Raw genomic sequence first — 21,255 nt, 5'->3', positions numbered from 1 at the left:
GAATATAATCATGTTAATGCCTAAAAGAGTTAAGCATCGTAAGGTACAACGTGGTAGAATGAAAGGAAAAGCTACTAGAGGTAATTTCCTTGCATATGGAGATTTTGGTATCCAAGCGCAAACTTGTGGATGGATAACAAGTAACCAAATAGAATCTGCCAGAATAGCAATTAACAGATACATTAGAAGAGGAGGAAAACTTTGGATAAAAGTATTCCCAGATAAGCCAGTTACTGAAAAACCAGCTGAAACAAGAATGGGTTCTGGTAAAGGTTCACCAGAATATTGGGTAGCTGTAGTTAAACCTGGTAGAGTATTATTTGAATTATCAGGAGTTAACGAAGAAGTTGCAAGAGAAGCAATGAGACTTGCATCACACAAACTTCCTGTAAAGTGTAAATTCGTTACAAGAAGAGATTTTGAGGAAATGGGTGGTGAAGAATAATGAAGGCTAGAGAATTAAAAGATTTAAGAGCAAATAATCCTCAAGATTTAGTTGCTAAGCTAGGAGAATTAAAAGCTGAATTATTCAACTTAAGATTCCAATTAGCTACAGGACAATTAGAAAATCCTATGAGAATAAGAGAAGTAAAGAAATCTATAGCCCAAATCAAAACCATCATTAGAGAAGAAGAGATCAGGGCATTTGAACAGTAAATCTGGAAGGAGGTAGCCCCTAATGGAAAGAGGATTAAGAAAGAAGAAAATCGGTAGAGTTGTTTCTGATAAAATGGATAAAACTATCGTAGTTGCTGTTGAAACTAAGGTAAGACATCCACTATACGGAAAAACTATGAATAGAACTACTAAATTCAAAGCTCATGATGAAAACAATGAAGCTAACATGAATGATAGAGTATTAATAATGGAAACTAGACCATTATCTAAAGATAAGAGATGGAGACTTGTTGAAATAGTTGAAAGAGCTAAATAAGCTTTTTAGGACTGAAAGGAGGGTAAATTTCAATGATACAACAACAAACCTTATTAAAGGTAGCAGATAACTCAGGTGCTAAAGAAATTATGTGTATCAGAGTTTTAGGCGGATCAAAGAGAAAGTTCGGTAACATTGGAGATATAATAGTAGCTAGCGTTAAAAGTGCAACACCAGGCGGAGTTGTTAAAAAAGGTGACGTTGTAAAAGCTGTTATTGTTAGATCAGTAAGAGGATTAAGAAGAGCTGACGGTTCATACATCAAATTTGATGAGAACGCTGCTGTTATAATAAAAGATGATAAGCAACCAAGAGGAACTCGTATCTTCGGACCAGTTGCTAGGGAGCTAAGAGATAAAGAATTTAACAAAATATTATCATTAGCACCAGAAGTTCTATAATAGAGGAGGTGGCTAATTTGAAGTTACACGTTAAAAAGAACGACACAGTAGTAGTTATTTCTGGTAAAGATGCTGGAAAAACTGGTGAAGTTTTAAAAGTATATCCAAAAACAGGAAAGGTTCTTGTTCAAGGAGTTAACATAGTAAAGAAACACCAAAAGCCAACTAGAGCAAATGCTCAAGGTGGAATAATAGAAAAAGAAGGAGCTGTATATAGCTCAAAAGTTATGTTATACTGCACAAAATGCAAAAATGCTACAAGAATTAGCAGTAAAATCTTAGAAGATGGTACTAAGGTTAGAGTTTGTAAGAAGTGTGGAGAAACATTCTAAAATCTGAAAGGAGGTACTAATTATGACACCAAGACTTCAAGAGAAGTATACAAATGAAGTAATTCAAGCTATGACAGAAAAGTTCGGATACAAAAACATCATGGAAGTTCCAAAGCTTGAAAAAATCGTTATAAATATGGGAGTTGGAGAAGCTAAAGATAACCAAAAGGTTTTAGAATCTGCGGTTGCTGACTTACAACTTATCTCAGGACAAAAACCAATCTTAACTAGAGCAAAGAAATCAGTTGCTAACTTTAAGATCAGAGAAAACATGGCATTAGGATGTAAAGTTACATTAAGAGGAGCAAAGATGTTTGAATTTGCTGATAAGCTAATGTCAATAGCTCTTCCAAGAGTTAGAGACTTCAGAGGAGTTTCTGATAGAGCTTTTGATGGAAGAGGAAATTATTCTTTAGGAATTAAAGAACAATTAATATTCCCAGAAGTAGAATACGATAAAATCGATAAGGTTAGAGGAATGGATATTATCTTCGTTACAACTGCAAAAACTGACGAAGAAGCAAGAGAATTATTAAGATTCCTTGGAATGCCATTCGCTCAATAATAAGGAGGGAAAACTGTGGCACGTAAAGCTATTATTGAAAAGTGGAGCAAAGCTCCTAAATATAAAACAAGAGCTTATACAAGATGCAGAATATGTGGAAGACCACATGCAGTATTAAGAAAGTTTGGTATTTGCCGTATATGCTTTAGAGAACTTGCTTACAAAGGTGAAATTCCTGGTTGTAAGAAGGCAAGCTGGTAAACCTAACGACTGAAAGGAGGCAAATTAAATGGTTATGACAGATCCTATCGCAGATTTACTAACTCGTATTAGAAATGCGAATGCTGTAAGACACGAAGTAGTAGAAGTTCCTTCTTCAAACGTAAAGAAGGCTGTTGCAAATATATTATTACAAGAGGGATACATCAAGAATATTGAAGAATATAATGACGGTGTTGTTCCAATGATGAGATTATCACTTAAGTACGGTTCTAACAAAGAAAGAGTTATAACTGGAATTAAGAGAATATCAAAGCCAGGTTTAAGAGTATACTGTAAGAAAGATGAAGTTCCAAGAGTTCTTAATGGATTAGGAATCGCTGTAATTTCAACTTCAAAAGGTATAGTTGTAGACAGAGAAGCTAGAAAATTAGGCTTAGGTGGAGAAGTTGTTTGCTACGTTTGGTAGTAACTAATTTTGAAAATTAACTAGATTAACATATAGATCTAACAAGTAATACAGGAGGTGCGGTTATGTCAAGAGTAGGTAGATTACCAATAGCTATCCCTGCTGGTGTTACAGTAACAGTTGCTGAAGGTAACGTTGTTACTGTAAAAGGACCTAAAGGGCAATTAGTTAAGGCTATGGACAAAGACATGAATATAGCAGTTGAAGACAACCAAGTTGTTGTTACAAGACCTAGTGACGTTAAAGAGCATAGAGCTCTTCACGGTTTAACTAGAGCATTAATCAACAACATGATCATAGGAGTTGAAAAGGGATACCAAAAGACTCTAGAATTAATCGGTGTTGGTTATAGAGCTCAATTACAAGGAAAGAAACTTGTAATGAACTTAGGATATTCACACCCAGTTGAAATAGAACCAGCTGAAGGAATTACTTTCGAAACTCCAGCAGCTACAAAGGTAGTTATATCAGGAATCGATAAGCAATTAGTTGGTGCTGCTGCTGCTGATATCAGAAAGTGGAGAAAACCTGAACCATATAAGGGTAAAGGAATTAAGTTCGAAGGCGAAGTTATCAGACGTAAAGAAGGTAAAACTGGTAAGAAATAATTAGGAAGGAGTGAACCTTATGTTCAAGAAGGCAGACAAAAAAGCAAGTAGAGCAAAACGTCACCTTAGAGTACGTAAGAAAGTTTCTGGTACTCCTGAAAGACCAAGACTTTCAGTATATAGAAGTGAAAAGAATATATATGCTCAAATAATAGATGATATAAATGCTGTTACTTTAGTATCTGCTTCAACATTAGATAAAGATGTTGACGTTAAAGTAGGCGGAAACAAAGAAGCTGCTAAATTAGTTGGTGAACTAGTTGCTAAGAGAGCTTTAGATAAAGGTATTACTGAAGTTGTATTCGACAGAGGTGGATACGTATATCACGGAAGAGTTCAAACATTAGCAGAAAGCGCTAGAGAAGCAGGCTTAAAATTCTAATCAAACAAGGAGGGAAATCAATGAGAATCGATCCTAGCACACTAGACCTTAAGGAAAAGGTTGTTTTTATAAACAGAGTTACTAAGGTTGTTAAGGGTGGTAGAAACTTCAGATTCAGCGCATTAGTGGTTGTTGGTGATGAGAACGGACACGTAGGCGTGGGAATGGGTAAGTCAATCGAAATCCCAGAAGCAATTAAAAAAGGTATCGAAGACGCTAAGAAAAACATGGTTAGCGTTGCTATAGTTGGAACAACAGTTCCTCACGAAATATATGGTAAGTTTGGAACTGGTAAAGTTTTAATCATGCCAGCTAAAGAAGGTACAGGAGTTATCGCTGGAGGTCCAGCAAGAGCTGTCCTAGAATTAGCAGGATTAAAGGACGTTAGAGCTAAGTCTTTAGGTTCAAACAATCCAAGAAACATGGTAAATGCTACAATTAACGGTTTAGCAAGCTTAAGAACAGCTGAAGATATAGCTAAGTTAAGAGGCAAAACTGTAGAAGAAATATTAGGTTAGGAGGTATACGCAATGGCAAAGATAAAGGTTACTTTAGTTAAAAGCTTAATAGGCAGAAAGAAAGACCATATCGCTACTGCAAATGCTCTTGGTCTAAGAAAGATTAACAAAACTGTAGAGCATGAGGATACTCCTCAAATCAGAGGTATGATCAACAAAGTTGACTACTTATTAAAAGTAGAAGAAGTATAATAAAGAGGAGGTGCACTAAGATATGAAACTTCATGAATTAAAGCCAGCAGCTGGTAGCAAAAAAGCTCCTAAGAGAGTTGGTAGAGGTACTGGTTCAGGTTTAGGAAGAAACGCTGGTAAAGGTGAAAAAGGACAAAACGCTAGATCAGGCGGTGGAGTTAGACCAGGATTTGAAGGTGGTCAAATGCCATTATACAGAAGACTTCCTAAGAGAGGATTCACTAATATCTTCGCTAAGAAAATTGTTTCTATCAATGTTGATAGATTAAACATATTCGAAAACGGCACAGTAGTAACTCCAGAATTATTACTTGAAACAAGAGTAATATCTAAAGTATTAGACGGAGTTAAGATATTAGGAAACGGAACATTAGAAAAAAGCCTAACTGTACAAGGATGTAAAATGTCTAAGTCAGCGGCTGAAAAGATAGAAGCAGCTGGAGGAAAAGTTGAGGTGATGTAATATGCTATCAACCCTACGTAATGCCTGGAAGGTTCCGGAACTAAGAAAAAGATTTTTATGGACGATATTTTTAGTAGCAATTTTCAGGATAGGAATACATATTCCAGTTCCTGGAATTGATACTAGCTATTTAAGCTCAATGACTAACTCTGGTGGGTTACTTGGGTTTTATAACTTAATATCAGGAGGAGCTTTAAGTAAATTTAGTATATTTGCATTAAGTGTTTCACCTTATATTAATGCATCAATCATAATGCAATTATTAACAATTGCGATTCCATCTTTAGAACAACTTTCTAAAGAAGGAGAAGAAGGTAGAAAGAAAATTCAATCTATTACAAGATACGCTTCTATAGCAATAGGATTTGTATTAGCAATAGGAATTTACTCAATGATTGCAGCACAAGGTGCAGCAACAGGATTAGGAACAGCTCAAAAAGCTGTAGTACTAATTTCATTAGTAGTAGGATCTACTTTCTGTATGTGGCTTGGTGACCAAATAACTCAAAAAGGATTTGGAAATGGGGTTTCAATATTAATATTCGTTAATATAGTATCTCAATTACCTACAACTTTAATGTCATTATTTACATTAAAAGACGCAGGTGAAATTTCTATAATAGAAATAGCATTATTCTTAATTGGTGCGTTAGCACTATTAGCAATTACAATTTACTTCTCATTAGCAGAGAGAAGAGTGCCAATCCAATATGCTGGTAAGGCTGTAGGAGCTAAGGTTATGAAAGGTCAATCTACTCATATACCATTAAGTTTAATAGGATCAGCAGTTATTGCAATAATATTTGCAATGTCTGTAATGATGTTCCCTGAAACAATAGCTAATTTCTTCCCAACTAAGGGATGGTCTCAATGGATACTACAAAGTCCATATAGTATTTTTAATAAAACTACTTGGATGTATCCACTTTGTTATGCAGTATTAACAGTATTCTTTACTTGGTTCTATACTCAAATAACATTTAAACCTGATGAAATGGCTGAAAATCTTCATAAATCTGCAGGTTTTGTACCAGGTGTAAGACCAGGTGAAGCTACAGAGAAGTATTTTGAAAGAGTACTTACAAAAGTATCTCTAATCGGGGGATTATTTGCAGCATTACTTGCTGTTACTCCAATATTAATTAGTAATTATACAGATTTAAGTGGAATTCAATTTGGTGGAACGTCACTATTAATTTTAATTGGAGTTGGTTTAGATTTTTCTAGACAATTAGATTCACAATTAGTTATGAGACACTATCAAGGATTCTTAAAATAGATTTTATAATGGAGATGATGCCCGTGAAGATAGTATTATTAGGTCCTCCTGGGGCTGGAAAAGGAACACAGGCAAAATCAATTAGTAATAGATACTCTATACCACATATTTCTACTGGGGATATCTTTAGAAAGAATATTTCAGAAGAAACCCCTTTAGGAATAGAAGCTAAGCAATATATTGATAATGGTCAATTAGTACCAGATGAAGTAACTATAAATATGGTTAAAGATAGACTAACATGGGAAGACTGTAAAAATGGTTATCTATTAGATGGATTCCCAAGAACTGTTACTCAAGCAGAAGCTCTACAAGAGTTTCTAGAATCAAGAAGTGAAAACTTAGATACAGCTTTATGTATCGAAGTACCTAGCAGTTTCATACTTGAAAGAATGACAGGAAGAAGAGTTTGTTTATCATGTGGAGCTAGTTATCATATCAAATTTAATCCACCAACTGTTGATGGAGTTTGCGATGTTTGTGGTGATAACATTATCCAAAGAAAAGATGATGTTGAAGAAACAGTAAAAGAGAGACTAGATGTCTATGAAAGACAAACACAACCACTGATTGATTTTTATAAAGAGAAAAACTTACTTTCCACAGTAGATGGAACAAAAGCTATTAATGAAGTATTCGAAGGTATCTGTAATATTTTAGGGAGTGCAAACTAATGATTATTATCAAAAATGATAAAGAAATCGACCTAATGAGAATTGCAGGAAGAATAGTAGCAGAAACTCTACTACTTGTTGAAAAAAAAGTTAAACCAGGAATAACTACTGCTGAATTAGATAGGATAGCAGAAGAATTTATAACTAAGCATGGGGCGATACCTTCATTTAAAGGGCTCTATGGATTTCCTGCTTCACTATGTATATCTGTTAATGAGCAAGTAGTTCATGGAATACCAGGAGGGTATGTATTAAAAGAGGGAGATATTATTAGTGTAGACTGTGGTGCACATATTAATGGGTTTCACGGTGATGCAGCAAGAACATTTGCTGTAGGTAATATTTCAGAAGAAGCAAACAAACTTATAAAAGTTACTGAAGAATCTTTCTTTAAAGGTTTGGAGTTTGCTAAAGTAGGAAATAAACTAACTGATATTTCACATGAAATACAACGCTATGTTGAGGCTTCAGGTTTCTCAGTTGTAAGAGATTTCGTAGGTCACGGGATAGGAAAAAGTGTCCATGAGGATCCGGAAGTTCCTAACTTCGGAAGACCAGGCCGAGGTCCAAAATTAGTTGCTGGTATGACTTTAGCTATAGAACCTATGGTTAATATGGGAACATATAGAGTAGCTACTTTAGGTGATGATTGGACAGTAGTCTCAGCAGATAAGAGCCTTTCGGCTCACTATGAAAACACTGTTGTAATTTTACCAGATGGACCAGAGATATTAACACTGATTAAATAAGTGTTGCTTAGTTATAAATTCGCATGATACCAAAAGGTGGCTTGTAGATTTATGACTAAGGTAATCATCGAGGTGAAAGAAATTTGCAAGACAATGACTTAATTGGGAAAATTGTTCTTTCAAAATGCGGAAGAGATAAGGATCATTATTACGTTATTGTTGATAAAGTGAATGATGATTATTGCCTTCTAATTAATGGAAGTAATAAGACAATTCAGATGCCTAAGAAGAAAAACATAAAACATTTTATTGTTTTAGAAAATGTAGATGATGAGATTAAAGCATCACTTATATTAAAGGATAAAGGTACTGATTTAAAAATTAAAAGATTTCTAAAACTAAAAGGCATTGTTAAGGAGGGTTGATTACCTTATGTCAAAAGATGATGTAATAGAAATGCAAGGTGTAGTCTTAGAGGCTTTACCAAATGCAATGTTTCAAGTTGAGTTAGAAAGTGGTCATAAAATTTTAGCTCACATATCAGGAAAATTAAGAATGAACTTCATAAGAATTCTACCTGGAGATAAGGTTACTATAGAACTTTCTCCATATGACCTAACAAGAGGAAGAATTACTTGGAGAGCAAAATAAGGTAAAAGAAGTTTACCATAAATTACACAAGGAGGGTTAGCGATGAAAGTAAGACCATCAGTTAAGCCTATTTGCGAAAAGTGCAAGATTATAAGAAGAAAAGGAAGAGTAATGGTAATCTGTGAAAATCCTAAGCACAAGCAAAAACAAGGCTAATATAATTTAATATTAGGCAGAATAATTTACAAATATTAATATGTTGACTTTTTTTTGAAAGTTCAATATTATTATATAGGCGTTTAAATCAGCTTATTAATTTTAGGTACGGCTGACGATAGGTTTTTTTACCTATCGACCTAAGATTTTAATATAAATTTACCAAAAGCAAAAATAAAAAATTGCATTTCAATAAACAGGAGGTGTAAGTTCAATGGCAAGAATAGCAGGAGTTGACCTACCAAAGGAAAAAAGAGTTGAAATAGGTCTAACATATATATACGGAGTTGGTTTATCTACTTCTCAAAAGATATTAGCTACTACTGGAATTAACCCAGATACTAGAATTAAAGATCTTACTGAGGATGAAGTAAATGAAATCAGAAACTATGTAAACAAGAACTTAATGGTTGAAGGTGACTTAAGAAGAGATGTTGCTTTAAACATTAAGAGATTAGTTGAAATAGGTTGTTACAGAGGAATAAGACATAGAAAAGGTCTTCCAGTTAGAGGACAAAAAACTAAGACTAACGCTAGAACTAGAAAAGGTCCTAAGAAGACTATCGCAAATAAGAAGAAGTAGTGAGGAGGGATTTCGATGGCTCAAAAAGTCAAAAAGACTACTAGAAGAAGAAAAGAAAGAAAGAATGTTGAGCATGGTGCTGCACACATCCAATCAACTTTCAATAACTCAATAGTTACTTTAACTGATGCGGCTGGAAATGCTTTATCATGGTCAAGTGCTGGAGCTTTAGGTTTCAGAGGTTCAAGAAAGAGCACACCATTTGCATCTCAAATGGCAGCAGAAACTGCAGCTAAAGCAGCTATGGAACACGGCTTAAAGAGTATAGAAGTATACGTTAAAGGACCAGGTGCTGGTAGAGAAGCAGCTATAAGATCATTACAAGCTGCAGGTTTAGAAGTAACTCTAATTAAAGACGTTACTCCAATTCCACACAACGGATGTAGACCACCGAAGAGAAGAAGAGTCTAATTATATTTAAATTCAACAGGAGGTGTAACGAATGGCAAGATATACTGGAGCTACATGTAGATTATGTAGAAGAGAAGGTCAAAAGCTATTCCTTAAGGGAGATAGATGTTATACAGATAAATGTGCTTTCGTAAGAAGAAGCTATGCACCAGGACAACATGGAGCAGCTAAGAAAAAGTTATCTAACTACGGAGTACAATTAAGAGAAAAGCAAAAAGCTAGAAGAATATACGGTGTTTTAGAAGGTCAATTCAGAACTTACTATGAAAAGGCTGACCACATGAAGGGAATCACTGGTGAAAACTTATTAATGTTACTAGAAATGAGATTAGATAACGTTGCGTATAGATTAGGATACGGTGCTTCAAGAAACGAAGCTAGACAATTAGTTACTCATGGACATTTCTTAGTAAATGGTAAGAAAGTTGATATTCCATCATACAGAGTATCAGTTAACGATGTAATATCTGTTTGTGAAAAGAGCAGAGGAACTGAAAAGTTCAAGACTTTCGTAGAAAATCCAAAGACATTACCAAAATGGTTAGAAGCTAACGTTGAAAACTATGAAGGTAAAGTAGTTGCTGCGCCAACTAGAGAAGACATTGACGTACCAGTTAACGAAACTCTAATTGTCGAATTATACAGCAAATAATAAATTAATATTTTTAATATTAAGCTATTATATTAAAATATTAAATGGAATCAGTTGCCCTCGTAATAAGGTTGCCATTTTATATACAAGGAGGGTTTGTACATGTTAGAAATAGAAAAGCCAATAATTGAATGTATAGAATCAAATGAAGATGGTACATATGGTAAATATGTAGTTGAGCCATTAGAAAGAGGATATGGTATTACACTTGGAAATGCGATGAGAAGAATTCTTTTATCATCACTTCCAGGTGTAGCTACTACATCAATTAAGATTGATGGAGTACTTCATGAATTCTCAACTGTACAAGGTGTTAAAGAAGATGTTACTGAATTAATTCTTAACATTAAATGTTTAGCACTTACAATGGAAGGCGAAGGTCCACAAACTATATATATAGATGCTAAAGGACCTGGAGTTGTTACAGGTGCAGACATTAAAACAGATGGAAATGTTGAAGTTGTAAACAAAGATTTACACATAGCAACTCTTGATGAAAATGGAAGACTGTACATGGAATTAACAGTTAATAGGGGAAGAGGATATGTTACTCAAAATAAAAATAAGAGTGATTCATTACCACTTTCATCAATAGCTATTGATTCTATATACACTCCAGTTAAGAGAGTTAACTTTACTGTTGACAATACAAGAGTTGGTCAAATCACTGATTATGACAAATTAACACTTGAAATTTGGACTAATGGAACTATTAAAATAGATGAAGCAATAAGCTTATCTGCTAAGATTTTAATAGAGCACTTCAAATTATTCATGTCATTAGGCGTTGCGACTAATGATGTTGAAATTATGATTGAAAAAGAAGAAGATAAAAAGGAAAAAGTACTAGAAATGACTGTTGAAGAACTAGACCTTTCAGTTAGATCTTATAACTGTTTAAAGAGAGCTGGAATCAATACAGTTCAAGAACTTGCTGGTAAATCAATGGATGACATGATGAAGGTAAGAAATCTAGGAAAGAAATCCTTAGAAGAAGTTGAAAGAAAGCTTAAGGAATTAGGTTTAGCCTTAAAACTAAGCGACGAGTAGGGAGGTAAATCCATGGCAGGTTATCGTAAGTTAGGTCTTTCTACAGACCAAAGAAGAGCTATGTTAAGAAGTCTTGTTACTAGCTTCTTAAAGCATGGTAGAATTGAAACTACTGAAACTAGAGCTAAAGAAGCTAGATCTATAGCTGAAAAGATGATTACTCTTGCAAAAAGAGGAGATCTTCATGCTAGAAGACAAGTTTTAGCTTACGTTTTAGAAGAAGAAGTAGTTAAGACATTATTTGATGAAATCGCTCCAAAGTACGCTGAAAGAAACGGCGGATACACTAGAATGATCAAAAAAGGTCCTAGAAGAGGAGACGGAGCTGAAGTTGTTATACTTGAATTAGTATAATTTCACTCGGGGGATTAAGTTTAACTTAATCCCCATTTTTGTATATAAAAACATATTATTTATTTTTAGCATATTATGTTGAAGATTATAATAAATAATAACTTATATGAAATACTTGTAATTAATTGATGCTTATATATAATTAAGTTATGGAAATTTATATCAAAATTTATATAACTTAGTTATATTTAATATGTTACTAAAGGAGGGATATAAATGGAGAAAATGATAGAATGTAAAAATGTAGTATTTAAATATTCTACAGGTGAAGAAGGAATAGAAAAAATAGCTATAGATGGATTAAATTTAGAAGTTAGCAATGGTGAATTTTTAGTAATATTAGGTCATAACGGATCTGGAAAATCAACAGTGGCAAAGCATATGAATGCATTATTAACACCTACTGAAGGTACAGTTATCGTTAATGGATTAGATACATGTAATGAAAATAATATATGGGATATAAGATCTACTGCTGGAATGGTATTTCAAAATCCAGATAATCAATTAGTGGCTACTATAGTAGAAGAAGATGTAGCATTTGGTCCAGAAAATTTAGGTGTTCCACCACAAGAGATTAGGCAAAGAGTTGATGATGCATTAGAAAAGGTTGGTATGAGTGAGTATAAAAGGCATGCACCTCATTTATTATCCGGTGGACAAAAACAAAGAATTGCTATTGCTGGAATACTAGCAATGCAACCTAAATGTATAATTTTTGATGAACCAACAGCAATGCTTGATCCATCAGGAAGAAAAGAAGTAATTAATAATATTAAAGAATTAAATAAAAAACATGGAATAACTATAATTTTAATAACTCATTATATGGATGAAGCAGCAGAAGCTGATAGGGTTGTAGTAATGGATAAAGGAAAAGTTATAATTGAAGGTATTCCACGTGATGTTTTTTCACATGTTGAAACTATGAAAAAAATTGGATTAGATGTTCCACAAGTAACAGAAATATGTTATGAGCTTAGAAGGGCTGGAATAAATATAGATACTAAAATTTTAAATGTGAATGAGATGGTGAGTGCATTATGTCAATTAAAATAGAAAACTTAACACATGTATATATGCCTAAAACTCCATTTGAAAAAAAGGCTTTAGATGATGTAAGCTTAGTTATTGAAGATGGAGAGTTTTTAGCTTTAATAGGTCATACTGGATCAGGAAAATCAACTCTTATACAACATTTAAATGGTTTATTAGAACCAAGCACAGGTAAAATATTAGTTGATGATATTGATATTACTAATAAAGAAACAAAGCTTACTGATATAAGAAAGAAAATAGGGTTAGTTTTTCAATATCCTGAATATCAGTTATTTGAAGAAACTATAGAAAAAGATATAGCATTTGGACCTAATAACTTAAGTTTAACTCAAGAGGAAGTTTCAAAGAGAGTTAAAAAATCAATGGAGATGGTTGGTCTAGATTATGAAACCTATAAAGATATTTCACCATTTGACTTAAGTGGAGGACAAAAGAGAAGAGTTGCTATAGCGGGTGTTATTGCTATGGAGCCAAAGGTATTAATATTAGATGAACCTACAGCAGGTTTAGATCCTAAGGGGAGAGATGATATTCTAGAGCAAATAAGAATTCTTCATCAAGAGTATAAAATGACAATTGTTTTAGTAAGTCATAGTATGGAGGATGTTGGGAAACTTGCTGAAAGAATAGTTGTAATGAATAAAGGAAAAATAGCATTAATGGGTAAACCTTCAGAGGTATTTAGAGAAGTTGAAGTATTAGAAAATATAGGTTTAGCAGTGCCACAAGTAACTTATTTAATGAGAGCTTTAAAAGAAAAAGGATTTAATGTTTCTGATGAAATATTTACTGTTGAACAAGGATATAAAGAAATATTAAGTGTTTTATTAAAGAAATAGTAGAAATATAAATATAATTTTGTTTAATTAAAAATATGTGAAAGAGAGAAGTTTAAAATGATTAAAGATATAACTATAGGTCAATATATACCAGGTGAATCTTTTATACATAAACTAGATCCAAGAACTAAAATATTGATTTCATTTTTATTTATAATAAGTTTGTTTATTGTCAATAAGTTTATTGGATATATATTTGTTGTAGCATTTTTAGCTTTAGTAGTTTATGTTGCTAAGATATCTCCAAGATATCTTTATAAAGGATTAAAGCCTGTATTCCTTTTAATAGCATTAACAGCTATATTAAATATTTTTATGCTTAGAGATGGAAGATTAATTTTTGAGCTTGGATTTATTAAAATTTATGAATCTGGAATAAGAACTGCATTTTTCATGGCAATAAGATTAATACTTCTTATAATGGGGACATCAGTTTTAACATTAACTACATCTCCTATTGAACTGACGGATGGTATAGAAAGACTATTAAAGCCTATTGGTAAGGAAATAGCACACGAATTAGCTATGATGATGACAATAGCTTTAAGATTTATACCTACACTTATTGATGAGACTGATAAGATAATGAAAGCACAAAAAGCTAGAGGTGCTGATTTTGAAAGTGGAGGATTAGTTAAGAAGGCAAAAAGCTTAATACCTTTATTAGTACCATTATTTATTAGTTCATTTAGAAGGGCAGATGAGCTTGCTATGGCTATGGAAGCAAGATGTTATAGAGGGGGAGCAGGTAGAACTAGAATGAAGGTTTTAAAATTTACTTCTAAGGATTTTGTTGCATTTGGAGTTTTTGCACTATTATTTGCAAGTACACTTATTGTGAGATTTGTAATATAATAATTTGAATTAAAAAGGTGATAAGTTGAATAATATAAAACTAACTTTAGAATATGATGGAACTGAATATTATGGTTGGCAGAAACAAAAGGAAATGAGAACAATACAAGGACAGCTAGAAGAGGCTATCTTTATTGTTACAAAGGAAGCTTGCGAAGTAACAGGAAGCTCTAGAACCGATGCAGGAGTCCATGCAAAAGGTTTTGTTGCCAATTTTAAAACAAATAGTAAGGTGCCTCCAGAAAGGTTCAGAGAGGCACTAAATGTTAAATTACCTAATGATATAGTTGTGATTAAATCGGAAAAGGTAGAAGCTGATTTTCATGCAAGATATTGTGCAAAAGGAAAAACATATGAATACTACATATTAAATGATCAAGTACCTTCAGCATTAATTAGAAATCAAGTATATCATTATAAATATGAGTTAGATATAAAAGCTATGAAGGAAGCTGCAAAGCAATTCATTGGGACTCATGATTTTGCTGCTTTTAAAACACAAGGAAGTTCTGTAAAAGGAACTATAAGGACTATTTTTGATGTAAAAGTAGAAAAAACAGAAAAAATTATAAAAATTTCTGTAAGTGGTGATGGTTTTTTATATAATATGGTTAGAATAATAGTTGGGACCTTAATAAATGTTGGAAGAGGAAAGATTCCGGCCACTTCAATAGTAGAGATAATAAACAAAAAGGATAGAACATTAGCAGGAGATTGCGTTCCACCTAATGGATTAATATTAAAAGAAGTATATTATTAAAAATTTTTTATGAAAAATTGTTGACACGCCCGTAAGCGTGTATTATAATTTATTTTGTTTGTTAGAATAATTTATGTACGAAAGACCACGAGCCCCGAGGTCTTGACATAAATGTTATACATTAGAGTATAACGATAAATGTAAGTTCAGGGAGGGAAAAACATGAAATCATACATTGCAAAACCACAAGAAGTTGAAAGAAAATGGTATGTTGTTGATGCTGCTGGTAAGCCACTAGGAAGAGTTGCTAGCCAAGTTGCTTCAATATTAAGAGGAAAGAATAAGCCAACATTTACACCAAATGTTGACTGCGGAGATTTCGTAATAGTTATCAATGCTGAAAAGGTTGTTTTAACTGGTAAGAAGTTAGATCAAAAAATGATGAGAAAGCACAGCTTATATCCAGGTGGATTAAAAGAAACTCCATATAGAGAAGTATTAGCTAAGAAACCTGAGTTCGCTTTCGAAGAAGCTGTTAGAAGAATGCTTCCAACAGGAGTATTAGGAAGAAAAATGCTTAAGAAGTTAAAAGTATACCAAGGTGCTGAGCACGAACATGCAGCTCAACAACCAGAAGTACTTGAATTAAAGTACTAATACAGGCTCGGGAGGAGGAATAAAAAATGGCAAAAGTTCAATACATGGGTACTGGAAGAAGAAAAAAATCAGTTGCAAGAGTTAGACTTGTACCAGGAAATGGTAAAGTTGTTATCAATAATAGAGAAATCGAAACTTTCTTTGGTTTAGAAACTTTAAGAATGATAGTTAACCAACCATTAGTTTTAACTGGAACTAAGGATAAGTTTGATGTATTAGTTAACGTTCACGGTGGTGGATTCACAGGTCAAGCTGGAGCTATCAGACACGGAATAACAAGAGCTTTAATTAAATCAGACGAAAACTTAAAGTCAGAATTAAAGAAAGCTGGTTTCGTAACTAGAGATTCAAGAATGAAAGAAAGAAAGAAATACGGTCTTAAGAAAGCAAGAAAAGCATCTCAATTCTCTAAGAGATAGTTTGCATTTTTCAAGCAAAGACGTATTAAAAGCTTTGGAATATTTATTCCAAAGCTTTTTTTTATATATTTAATTAAATAAAAATAATTATGGAATAAATGGGTTTAATTTACATGAGGTATAGTCATAAAAAAAGTTATATTAAATCTATGTTAAAAATTGTTGAAATCTATTAACAAATGTTAAATTTTATTGTAAACTTAACGATGTAAAAGTTTTATAAAAGTATATAAAATATACAAGAGTGAAGGAGAATAAATCTTGGATACGTTAATGACAATAATTAAGTTATTAGGTGGATTAGGACTATTTATCTACGGAATGAAGCTGATGGGGGATGGCCTTGAGAATGCTGCAGGAGAAGGATTAAAGAAGATACTAGAAAAAGTAACTAAGAATCCTATAATTGCAGTAGTTGTAGGTGCTGTAGTTACTATGGTTATTCAAAGTAGTAGTGCTACAACTGTAATGGTAGTTGGATTTGTTAATGCAGGATTAATGAATTTAGCTCAGGCGGCTGGAATTATTATGGGGGCTAATATAGGGACAACTATTACAGCTCAATTAGTTGCATTTAAATTAGATGCAATAGCGCCAGTTTTTGTTTTTGTTGGTGCTATGATGGTAATGTTTGTAAAAGGCAAGAAAAGAAGAGAGATTGGTAACATAATATTAGGTTTTGGTATATTATTTGTTGGTATGGGTACAATGAGTGGTGCAATGAAGCCATTAACAACATTACCTGTGTTCCAAGAAATACTTACAACTGTAGGACAACATTGGTATTTAGGAGTAATAGCAGGAGCTTTAATTACAGCAGTATTACAAAGTTCATCAGCTACTACTGGTATATTAGTAGCATTAGCTACGGCTGGAGCACTAAATATTAATCAAGCTTTACCAATAATTATGGGTTGTAATATAGGGACTTGTATAACTGCAATGCTTGCAACTGTAGGTACAAATAAAACAGCACACAGAGCGGCAATGCTACATTTAATATTTAATGTTGTGGGTACTTTATTATTCTTACCAATAATAATACCAGGTTTATTAGGCGATTTTGTTTCATATTTTACAGGTGATGTAAAGAGACAGATAGCTAATGCGCATACAATATTTAATGTTGTTAATACATTAATAATGGTACCTTTAATTCCACTATTGTGTAAAATAGTAGAAAAGATAATACCTGGTGAAGATGATGAAAAGGTAGGACCTAAATATATTGATGATAGATTATTAGAAACACCAGTAATTGCAGCTGGACAAGTTCTAAAAGAAACTGTTAGAATGGCTAATAAAGCTAAATTAAGCTTAGAATTAGCTATGGATGCATTCATGAAAAATGATGAAAGCTTAGCTGAAAAAGTTTATGAAAATGAAGAAATAATTAATAACCTTGAAGAATGTATAACTACATATTTAGTTAAACTTTCTAAGTGTGAATTATCAGATAAAGAAAAGAATATAGTAGCATCTACTTTCCATATAGTAAATGATATAGAAAGAATAGGAGATCATGCTGAGAACCTTGCTGATTTAACTATTCAAAAGATAAATAAAAAATTACAATATAGTGAAGAGGCTATTGGTGAAGTAACTAACATATATGAAACAACATTAAAGGCTTTAGATATATCAATCGAAAGTTATGCTGATAGAGATGTAGCTAAAGCTAATGAAATAGCAAATGTTGAAGCAGAAATAGACAAGCAAAATAAAAGATATAGAGATCTTCATATTAAGAGATTACATGAAGGTACTTGTAATGCATATGCAGGAGCAATATTCTTAGATTTATTAAGCAACTTAGAAAGAATAGGAGATCACTCTACGAATATAGCTGAAATAGTTGTAGAGAATAATGCATAAAAAGGAAGCCGTTAAGGCTTCTTTTTTTATTTTAAAATTAAAAAATGTAAAACATATCATAAGTATAATAAGTTGAAAAGTTAAACATAATAAAAATGATATTAAAATAATGGAGGATATGTCATGAGAAAAGTAATTGTTGCTATTATTACATGTCTACTTATTATTACTTATATAGTACCGGTTAATGCATCAACTATTGATAATTCAGATAAGGTAATTTTGATTGATCCTGGTCATGGAGGAATTGATGGTGGAGCAAAATCTAAAACTGGAACTATAGAAAAGGATATAAACTTACAAATTTCATTAAAACTAAGAGATAATCTAGAGGAAAAAGGGTATAAGGTTTATATGACAAGAGATAATGATGATGGGCTTTATGAAAAAGGAAATACAGTTAAGGAAAAGAAGAGAGAAGATTTAAATAGAAGAGTTGAAATGAAAAAGGAAACAGAATGTGATATATTTGTTTCGGTTCATCAAAATATGTTTCCACAAAGCAAATGTTATGGTGCACAGGTATGGTATGCATCAAATGAAAATAGTTATAACTTAGCTACAGTTGTTCAAGAATCAATAAAGCAAACTGTTAAAGATAATAATAAGAGAGTAGCTAAACCTGCAGCAGAAGCTTATTTAATTTTAAGAGATAAGCATGAAGGAGCTTCAATATTAGTAGAATGTGGATTTCTTTCAAATCCAGATGAAGAATCAAGATTAAAGAGTAATGAGCATCAAAATTTAATAGTTGAAGGAATATCTGATGGAATTGATAAATACTTTGAGGGAGATATAGATAAGGGGACGGAATCATAGTAATTTCCTAGGAAATACATAATAATTTTATAAGATAATGCGATAAATAAATAAATAAATAAATAAATAAATAAATAAATAAAGCCGGCTTATGCCGGTTTTGTAATTTATAAAAGAGTTAAAATCTTATTGTTGTAAAAAATGTAAGAAAATAATAAACTAAAATTATATTAATAAAAAGGGGGACTATCATAGTGAGAGAAATACATATATCAGAAATTATTAATACAGTAAAAGAATTATGTATAGAATCAAATTATTATTTATCAAAGGATGTAAAGGAAGCATTAACTAATGCTAAAGCAAATGAAACATGGCCATTAGCAGAAAATGTGTTGGATCAGTTAATATTAAATTCTAATATTGCACAAAATGAGAATATGCCAATATGTCAAGATACTGGGATGGCTTGTATTTTTGTAGAAATTGGACAAGAGGTACATATAGTTGGTGGATTATTAAATGATGCTATTAATGAGGGTGTAAGAAAAGGATATGATGAAGGATTTTTAAGAAAATCAGTAGTTAAAGATCCAATAAATAGAGTTAATACAAAGGATAATACACCAGCTATTATTTATTATGATATAGTTTCAGGGGATAAGCTTAAGATTACAGTAGCTCCAAAGGGATTTGGATCAGAAAATATGAGTAGAATAAAGATGCTTAAGCCTTCAGATGGATTACAGGGGGTTAAAGACTTTATAATTGAAACTGTAAAATTAGCTGGGCCAAATCCATGCCCACCAATAATTATTGGTGTTGGAATTGGCGGAACATTTGATAAGGCAGCTTATTTAGCTAAGAAAGCATTAATTAGACCAGTAAATAAAAGGAATAATGAAAAATTTTATAGTAATTTAGAGCAGGAGTTATTAGAAACAATAAATAAATTAGGTATAGGACCACAAGGCTTTGGAGGAAAGACAACAGCCTTAGGAATAAATATAGAAACATATCCAACCCATATAGCTGGTTTACCTGTAGCAGTTAATATTAATTGTCATGCAACTCGACATAAAGAGAGAGAAATATAAGGGGGGATACAATATGATTAAAAATATAAAGACACCTTTAACAAAAGATATTACTTTAGGCTTAAAAGCAGGGGATAGTATTCTTTTAACTGGAACTATATATACGGCTAGAGATGCAGCGCATGGAAGAATGATTAGTTTATTGAATGAAGGAAAAGAACTTCCTATAAATTTAGAAAATGAAATTATATATTACGTTGGACCAACTCCTGAAAAAGAAGGAGAAGTAATAGGATCAGCAGGTCCAACAACTAGTTATAGAATGGATAGTTATGCTCCAAAGCTTTTAGATTTAGGTTTAAACGGTATGATAGGAAAAGGGGCTAGAAATGAAGAGGTAATAGATTCTATAAGAAGGAATAAGGCAATATACTTTGGAGCTATAGGAGGAGCAGGTGCTCTAATAAGTAAATGTATAATAGAATGTGAAGTTATTGCATATGATGATTTAGGTGCAGAAGCTATAAGAAAGCTAGAAGTGAAGGACATGCCTTTAGTTGTGATTATTGATACTGAAGGAAATAATTTATATGAAATAGGCAAAAGAGAATATCTAGAAAAGAATAAATAAAAAAGCGGAATAAATCCGCTTTTTTATTTATATACTCTGGAACCCCTTACCTTTAACTTCAGAAACATCAATTATAGTAATAAATGCTTTAGGGTCAATTCTAAGGATTCTATTTTTTAGACTTATCATTTGTGATGTAGTTACTGCGATATATAAAAGTTTCTTTTGATTGTGAGTATATCCACCTTCAGCCATAAGAGACGTAATTCCACGATGCATATCCTTAATAACGTAAGTAATAATATCTTCCTCTTTTTCTGTTAAAACAAGTAGTAGCTTTTTACTTGTAAATCCGTTTAAGACTTTATCTAATATAGTACTTGTAATAAACATTGATAAAAGAGTATATAGAGCTTTAGGTAAACCAAAAATAAAGGCTGCTAAAGTTACTATAATTAAATTAAAACCAAAACCAACTTTACCTATATCAAGATTTGAGTATTTTTTTCTTACGACCATAGTAATTATATCAGTACCACCTATAGAACCATTTCTAAAGAATACTAAGCCATAACCAATTCCACTTAAAACACCACCATATATACAATATAATAATGTATCATCAACTTGGACTAAAGAAGATAAAGGTTTAGTTAGCATTAAGGCTGTTGAAAAAGAAATCATTCCTATAGCTGTATAAATAGTAAATCTCTTACTTAAAAATTTATAGCTAATTATAAATAAGGGAATATTGAGTATAAATACAGTAATACCAGATGGAATATTCCATAAATATTGAATAATAAGTCCTATACCTGTTACCCCACCACTTAGTAGTTTAGCATTAGATAGGAATAGATTTACTCCTAAAGATGAAATAAAACATCCTAATATAATGACTACGACATCAACATAAAAACTTTTATTTTTAAACAAATCTTTCATAATAATACCTCTGTTAT

35 protein-coding genes are annotated in these 21,255 nt (G+C 32.2%); 34 read left to right on the top strand and 1 reads right to left on the bottom strand.

The features are described 5' to 3' along the window. The first annotated feature begins 10 nt into the window (after positions 1-10). The 34 genes from rplP (at position 11) to I4V51_RS03620 (ending at position 20,353) form a co-directional block, all read left to right on the top strand. On the top strand, positions 11-445 hold the full coding sequence (gene rplP, locus I4V51_RS03785; protein WP_040419026.1) for a 50S ribosomal protein L16: 435 nt from the start codon (positions 11-13) through the stop codon (positions 443-445). Further along, positions 445-657, top strand: coding sequence for a 50S ribosomal protein L29 (rpmC, locus tag I4V51_RS03780; protein ID WP_005212060.1), 213 nt, complete (start codon positions 445-447; stop codon positions 655-657). The genes rplP and rpmC overlap by 1 nt, the downstream gene beginning before the upstream one ends. Before the next feature lie 22 nt (positions 658-679). Next, a complete protein-coding gene (rpsQ, locus tag I4V51_RS03775) occupies positions 680-934 on the top strand; it encodes a 30S ribosomal protein S17 (protein WP_005212062.1) in 255 nt (84 codons plus the stop codon). 32 nt (positions 935-966) lie between these two features. Continuing rightward, entirely contained in the window at positions 967-1,335 is a 369-nt protein-coding gene (rplN, locus tag I4V51_RS03770; protein ID WP_021876949.1) for a 50S ribosomal protein L14, read from the top strand. Positions 1,336-1,352: 17 nt separating this feature from the next. Continuing rightward, entirely contained in the window at positions 1,353-1,667 is a 315-nt protein-coding gene (gene rplX / locus I4V51_RS03765) for a 50S ribosomal protein L24 (RefSeq protein WP_195986989.1), read from the top strand. 22 nt (positions 1,668-1,689) lie between these two features. Beyond that, positions 1,690-2,232, top strand: a complete 543-nt coding sequence (gene rplE, locus I4V51_RS03760) for a 50S ribosomal protein L5 (protein ID WP_195986988.1) — start codon at positions 1,690-1,692, stop codon at positions 2,230-2,232. Positions 2,233-2,247: 15 nt separating this feature from the next. Next, positions 2,248-2,433 carry a type Z 30S ribosomal protein S14 gene (locus I4V51_RS03755; RefSeq protein WP_005212070.1) on the top strand — a complete coding sequence of 62 codons (186 nt, stop codon included), beginning with the start codon at positions 2,248-2,250 and terminating at the stop codon, positions 2,431-2,433. A 28-nt stretch (positions 2,434-2,461) separates the two neighbouring features. Then, complete coding sequence (gene rpsH, locus I4V51_RS03750) at positions 2,462-2,860, top strand: 30S ribosomal protein S8 (RefSeq protein ID WP_005212071.1); 399 nt, start codon at positions 2,462-2,464, stop codon at positions 2,858-2,860. Positions 2,861-2,925: 65 nt separating this feature from the next. Beyond that, the gene (rplF, locus tag I4V51_RS03745) at positions 2,926-3,468 is read left to right on the top strand and encodes a 50S ribosomal protein L6 (RefSeq protein ID WP_195986987.1); all 543 of its coding nucleotides are present in this window, start codon (positions 2,926-2,928) and stop codon (positions 3,466-3,468) included. A gap of 19 nt (positions 3,469-3,487) precedes the next feature. Beyond that, positions 3,488-3,850 carry a 50S ribosomal protein L18 gene (gene rplR / locus I4V51_RS03740; RefSeq protein WP_005212073.1) on the top strand — a complete coding sequence of 121 codons (363 nt, stop codon included), beginning with the start codon at positions 3,488-3,490 and terminating at the stop codon, positions 3,848-3,850. Between the two features lie 20 nt (positions 3,851-3,870). Continuing rightward, complete coding sequence (gene rpsE / locus I4V51_RS03735) at positions 3,871-4,368, top strand: 30S ribosomal protein S5 (RefSeq protein WP_032117040.1); 498 nt, start codon at positions 3,871-3,873, stop codon at positions 4,366-4,368. A gap of 12 nt (positions 4,369-4,380) precedes the next feature. After that, complete coding sequence (gene rpmD, locus I4V51_RS03730) at positions 4,381-4,560, top strand: 50S ribosomal protein L30 (protein WP_005212077.1); 180 nt, start codon at positions 4,381-4,383, stop codon at positions 4,558-4,560. A 22-nt stretch (positions 4,561-4,582) separates the two neighbouring features. Then, positions 4,583-5,023 (top strand): 50S ribosomal protein L15, encoded by a 441-nt coding sequence (gene rplO / locus I4V51_RS03725; RefSeq protein WP_195986986.1) that lies wholly within the window; start codon positions 4,583-4,585, stop codon positions 5,021-5,023. A 1-nt stretch (position 5,024) separates the two neighbouring features. Beyond that, on the top strand, positions 5,025-6,302 hold the full coding sequence (secY, locus tag I4V51_RS03720; protein ID WP_195986985.1) for a preprotein translocase subunit SecY: 1,278 nt from the start codon (positions 5,025-5,027) through the stop codon (positions 6,300-6,302). 23 nt (positions 6,303-6,325) lie between these two features. Further along, a complete protein-coding gene (locus I4V51_RS03715) occupies positions 6,326-6,976 on the top strand; it encodes an adenylate kinase (protein ID WP_195986984.1) in 651 nt (216 codons plus the stop codon). Continuing rightward, positions 6,976-7,725, top strand: coding sequence for a type I methionyl aminopeptidase (gene map, locus I4V51_RS03710; RefSeq protein WP_195986983.1), 750 nt, complete (start codon positions 6,976-6,978; stop codon positions 7,723-7,725). Before I4V51_RS03715 ends, map begins: the two co-directional genes overlap by 1 nt. 83 nt (positions 7,726-7,808) lie before the next feature. After that, positions 7,809-8,090: a KOW domain-containing RNA-binding protein gene (locus tag I4V51_RS03705; RefSeq protein WP_195986982.1), complete on the top strand. Its 282-nt coding sequence runs from the start codon at positions 7,809-7,811 to the stop codon at positions 8,088-8,090. A gap of 7 nt (positions 8,091-8,097) precedes the next feature. After that, positions 8,098-8,316: a translation initiation factor IF-1 gene (gene infA / locus I4V51_RS03700; RefSeq protein WP_005212092.1), complete on the top strand. Its 219-nt coding sequence runs from the start codon at positions 8,098-8,100 to the stop codon at positions 8,314-8,316. A gap of 42 nt (positions 8,317-8,358) precedes the next feature. Further along, the gene (gene rpmJ / locus I4V51_RS03695; protein ID WP_003448032.1) at positions 8,359-8,472 is read left to right on the top strand and encodes a 50S ribosomal protein L36; all 114 of its coding nucleotides are present in this window, start codon (positions 8,359-8,361) and stop codon (positions 8,470-8,472) included. A gap of 214 nt (positions 8,473-8,686) precedes the next feature. Beyond that, positions 8,687-9,055, top strand: a complete 369-nt coding sequence (gene rpsM / locus I4V51_RS03690) for a 30S ribosomal protein S13 (protein WP_042401482.1) — start codon at positions 8,687-8,689, stop codon at positions 9,053-9,055. Between the two features lie 15 nt (positions 9,056-9,070). After that, positions 9,071-9,466: a 30S ribosomal protein S11 gene (rpsK, locus tag I4V51_RS03685; protein WP_005212098.1), complete on the top strand. Its 396-nt coding sequence runs from the start codon at positions 9,071-9,073 to the stop codon at positions 9,464-9,466. Between the two features lie 31 nt (positions 9,467-9,497). Continuing rightward, positions 9,498-10,118, top strand: a complete 621-nt coding sequence (gene rpsD, locus I4V51_RS03680) for a 30S ribosomal protein S4 (RefSeq protein WP_195986981.1) — start codon at positions 9,498-9,500, stop codon at positions 10,116-10,118. Positions 10,119-10,220: 102 nt separating this feature from the next. Beyond that, positions 10,221-11,168 carry a DNA-directed RNA polymerase subunit alpha gene (locus I4V51_RS03675; RefSeq protein ID WP_195986980.1) on the top strand — a complete coding sequence of 316 codons (948 nt, stop codon included), beginning with the start codon at positions 10,221-10,223 and terminating at the stop codon, positions 11,166-11,168. Between the two features lie 12 nt (positions 11,169-11,180). Next, entirely contained in the window at positions 11,181-11,522 is a 342-nt protein-coding gene (gene rplQ / locus I4V51_RS03670; protein WP_195468557.1) for a 50S ribosomal protein L17, read from the top strand. 216 nt (positions 11,523-11,738) lie between these two features. Beyond that, entirely contained in the window at positions 11,739-12,581 is an 843-nt protein-coding gene (locus I4V51_RS03665) for an energy-coupling factor transporter ATPase (RefSeq protein WP_195986979.1), read from the top strand. Then, on the top strand, positions 12,566-13,420 hold the full coding sequence (locus I4V51_RS03660; RefSeq protein ID WP_195986978.1) for an energy-coupling factor transporter ATPase: 855 nt from the start codon (positions 12,566-12,568) through the stop codon (positions 13,418-13,420). Before I4V51_RS03665 ends, I4V51_RS03660 begins: the two co-directional genes overlap by 16 nt. Before the next feature lie 57 nt (positions 13,421-13,477). Next, on the top strand, positions 13,478-14,275 hold the full coding sequence (locus tag I4V51_RS03655; RefSeq protein ID WP_195986977.1) for an energy-coupling factor transporter transmembrane component T: 798 nt from the start codon (positions 13,478-13,480) through the stop codon (positions 14,273-14,275). Positions 14,276-14,300: 25 nt separating this feature from the next. Further along, a complete protein-coding gene (gene truA, locus I4V51_RS03650; protein ID WP_195986976.1) occupies positions 14,301-15,035 on the top strand; it encodes a tRNA pseudouridine(38-40) synthase TruA in 735 nt (244 codons plus the stop codon). A 162-nt stretch (positions 15,036-15,197) separates the two neighbouring features. After that, positions 15,198-15,632 carry a 50S ribosomal protein L13 gene (gene rplM / locus I4V51_RS03645; RefSeq protein ID WP_195986975.1) on the top strand — a complete coding sequence of 145 codons (435 nt, stop codon included), beginning with the start codon at positions 15,198-15,200 and terminating at the stop codon, positions 15,630-15,632. Between the two features lie 26 nt (positions 15,633-15,658). Next, positions 15,659-16,051, top strand: coding sequence for a 30S ribosomal protein S9 (gene rpsI / locus I4V51_RS03640; protein WP_195986974.1), 393 nt, complete (start codon positions 15,659-15,661; stop codon positions 16,049-16,051). 273 nt (positions 16,052-16,324) lie between these two features. Continuing rightward, complete coding sequence (locus tag I4V51_RS03635) at positions 16,325-17,926, top strand: Na/Pi cotransporter family protein (protein ID WP_195987029.1); 1,602 nt, start codon at positions 16,325-16,327, stop codon at positions 17,924-17,926. A gap of 123 nt (positions 17,927-18,049) precedes the next feature. Beyond that, positions 18,050-18,745, top strand: a complete 696-nt coding sequence (gene cwlD, locus I4V51_RS03630; RefSeq protein WP_195986973.1) for an N-acetylmuramoyl-L-alanine amidase CwlD — start codon at positions 18,050-18,052, stop codon at positions 18,743-18,745. Positions 18,746-18,939: 194 nt separating this feature from the next. Further along, the gene (locus I4V51_RS03625; RefSeq protein WP_195986972.1) at positions 18,940-19,782 is read left to right on the top strand and encodes a fumarate hydratase; all 843 of its coding nucleotides are present in this window, start codon (positions 18,940-18,942) and stop codon (positions 19,780-19,782) included. A 13-nt stretch (positions 19,783-19,795) separates the two neighbouring features. Further along, on the top strand, positions 19,796-20,353 hold the full coding sequence (locus I4V51_RS03620) for a Fe-S-containing hydro-lyase (RefSeq protein WP_195986971.1): 558 nt from the start codon (positions 19,796-19,798) through the stop codon (positions 20,351-20,353). 27 nt (positions 20,354-20,380) lie between these two features. Here I4V51_RS03620 and I4V51_RS03615 read toward each other — a convergent pair whose 3' ends face one another. Further along, entirely contained in the window at positions 20,381-21,238 is an 858-nt protein-coding gene (locus tag I4V51_RS03615) for a YitT family protein (RefSeq protein ID WP_195986970.1), read from the bottom strand. Positions 21,239-21,255 lie beyond the last annotated feature (17 nt).

The sequence above is a fragment of the Clostridium sp. D53t1_180928_C8 genome, assembly GCF_015667795.1.
Classification (GTDB): Bacteria; Bacillota; Clostridia; order Clostridiales; family Clostridiaceae; genus Clostridium.
This window is presented reverse-complemented; position numbering and strand designations above follow the sequence as displayed.

Excerpts from the sequence above, each read along its gene's own strand:
- rplP (WP_040419026.1), top strand. The coding sequence starts at position 11 with ATGTTAATGCCTAAAAGAGTTAAGCATCGTAAGGTACAACGTGGTAGA.
- rpmC (WP_005212060.1), top strand. The coding sequence starts at position 445 with ATGAAGGCTAGAGAATTAAAAGATTTAAGAGCAAATAATCCTCAAGAT.
- rpsQ (WP_005212062.1), top strand. The coding sequence starts at position 680 with ATGGAAAGAGGATTAAGAAAGAAGAAAATCGGTAGAGTTGTTTCTGAT.
- rplN (WP_021876949.1), top strand. The coding sequence starts at position 967 with ATGATACAACAACAAACCTTATTAAAGGTAGCAGATAACTCAGGTGCT.
- rplE (WP_195986988.1), top strand. The coding sequence starts at position 1,690 with ATGACACCAAGACTTCAAGAGAAGTATACAAATGAAGTAATTCAAGCT.
- rpsH (WP_005212071.1), top strand. The coding sequence starts at position 2,462 with ATGGTTATGACAGATCCTATCGCAGATTTACTAACTCGTATTAGAAAT.
- rplF (WP_195986987.1), top strand. The coding sequence starts at position 2,926 with ATGTCAAGAGTAGGTAGATTACCAATAGCTATCCCTGCTGGTGTTACA.
- rplR (WP_005212073.1), top strand. The coding sequence starts at position 3,488 with ATGTTCAAGAAGGCAGACAAAAAAGCAAGTAGAGCAAAACGTCACCTT.
- rpsE (WP_032117040.1), top strand. The coding sequence starts at position 3,871 with ATGAGAATCGATCCTAGCACACTAGACCTTAAGGAAAAGGTTGTTTTT.
- rpmD (WP_005212077.1), top strand. The coding sequence starts at position 4,381 with ATGGCAAAGATAAAGGTTACTTTAGTTAAAAGCTTAATAGGCAGAAAG.
- rplO (WP_195986986.1), top strand. The coding sequence starts at position 4,583 with ATGAAACTTCATGAATTAAAGCCAGCAGCTGGTAGCAAAAAAGCTCCT.
- secY (WP_195986985.1), top strand. The coding sequence starts at position 5,025 with ATGCTATCAACCCTACGTAATGCCTGGAAGGTTCCGGAACTAAGAAAA.
- map (WP_195986983.1), top strand. The coding sequence starts at position 6,976 with ATGATTATTATCAAAAATGATAAAGAAATCGACCTAATGAGAATTGCA.
- infA (WP_005212092.1), top strand. The coding sequence starts at position 8,098 with ATGTCAAAAGATGATGTAATAGAAATGCAAGGTGTAGTCTTAGAGGCT.
- rpmJ (WP_003448032.1), top strand. The coding sequence starts at position 8,359 with ATGAAAGTAAGACCATCAGTTAAGCCTATTTGCGAAAAGTGCAAGATT.
- rpsM (WP_042401482.1), top strand. The coding sequence starts at position 8,687 with ATGGCAAGAATAGCAGGAGTTGACCTACCAAAGGAAAAAAGAGTTGAA.
- rpsK (WP_005212098.1), top strand. The coding sequence starts at position 9,071 with ATGGCTCAAAAAGTCAAAAAGACTACTAGAAGAAGAAAAGAAAGAAAG.
- rpsD (WP_195986981.1), top strand. The coding sequence starts at position 9,498 with ATGGCAAGATATACTGGAGCTACATGTAGATTATGTAGAAGAGAAGGT.
- I4V51_RS03675 (WP_195986980.1), top strand. The coding sequence starts at position 10,221 with ATGTTAGAAATAGAAAAGCCAATAATTGAATGTATAGAATCAAATGAA.
- rplQ (WP_195468557.1), top strand. The coding sequence starts at position 11,181 with ATGGCAGGTTATCGTAAGTTAGGTCTTTCTACAGACCAAAGAAGAGCT.
- I4V51_RS03665 (WP_195986979.1), top strand. The coding sequence starts at position 11,739 with ATGGAGAAAATGATAGAATGTAAAAATGTAGTATTTAAATATTCTACA.
- I4V51_RS03660 (WP_195986978.1), top strand. The coding sequence starts at position 12,566 with ATGTCAATTAAAATAGAAAACTTAACACATGTATATATGCCTAAAACT.
- I4V51_RS03655 (WP_195986977.1), top strand. The coding sequence starts at position 13,478 with ATGATTAAAGATATAACTATAGGTCAATATATACCAGGTGAATCTTTT.
- rplM (WP_195986975.1), top strand. The coding sequence starts at position 15,198 with ATGAAATCATACATTGCAAAACCACAAGAAGTTGAAAGAAAATGGTAT.
- rpsI (WP_195986974.1), top strand. The coding sequence starts at position 15,659 with ATGGCAAAAGTTCAATACATGGGTACTGGAAGAAGAAAAAAATCAGTT.
- I4V51_RS03635 (WP_195987029.1), top strand. The coding sequence starts at position 16,325 with ATGACAATAATTAAGTTATTAGGTGGATTAGGACTATTTATCTACGGA.
- cwlD (WP_195986973.1), top strand. The coding sequence starts at position 18,050 with ATGAGAAAAGTAATTGTTGCTATTATTACATGTCTACTTATTATTACT.
- I4V51_RS03620 (WP_195986971.1), top strand. The coding sequence starts at position 19,796 with ATGATTAAAAATATAAAGACACCTTTAACAAAAGATATTACTTTAGGC.
- I4V51_RS03615 (WP_195986970.1), bottom strand. The coding sequence starts at position 21,238 with ATGAAAGATTTGTTTAAAAATAAAAGTTTTTATGTTGATGTCGTAGTC.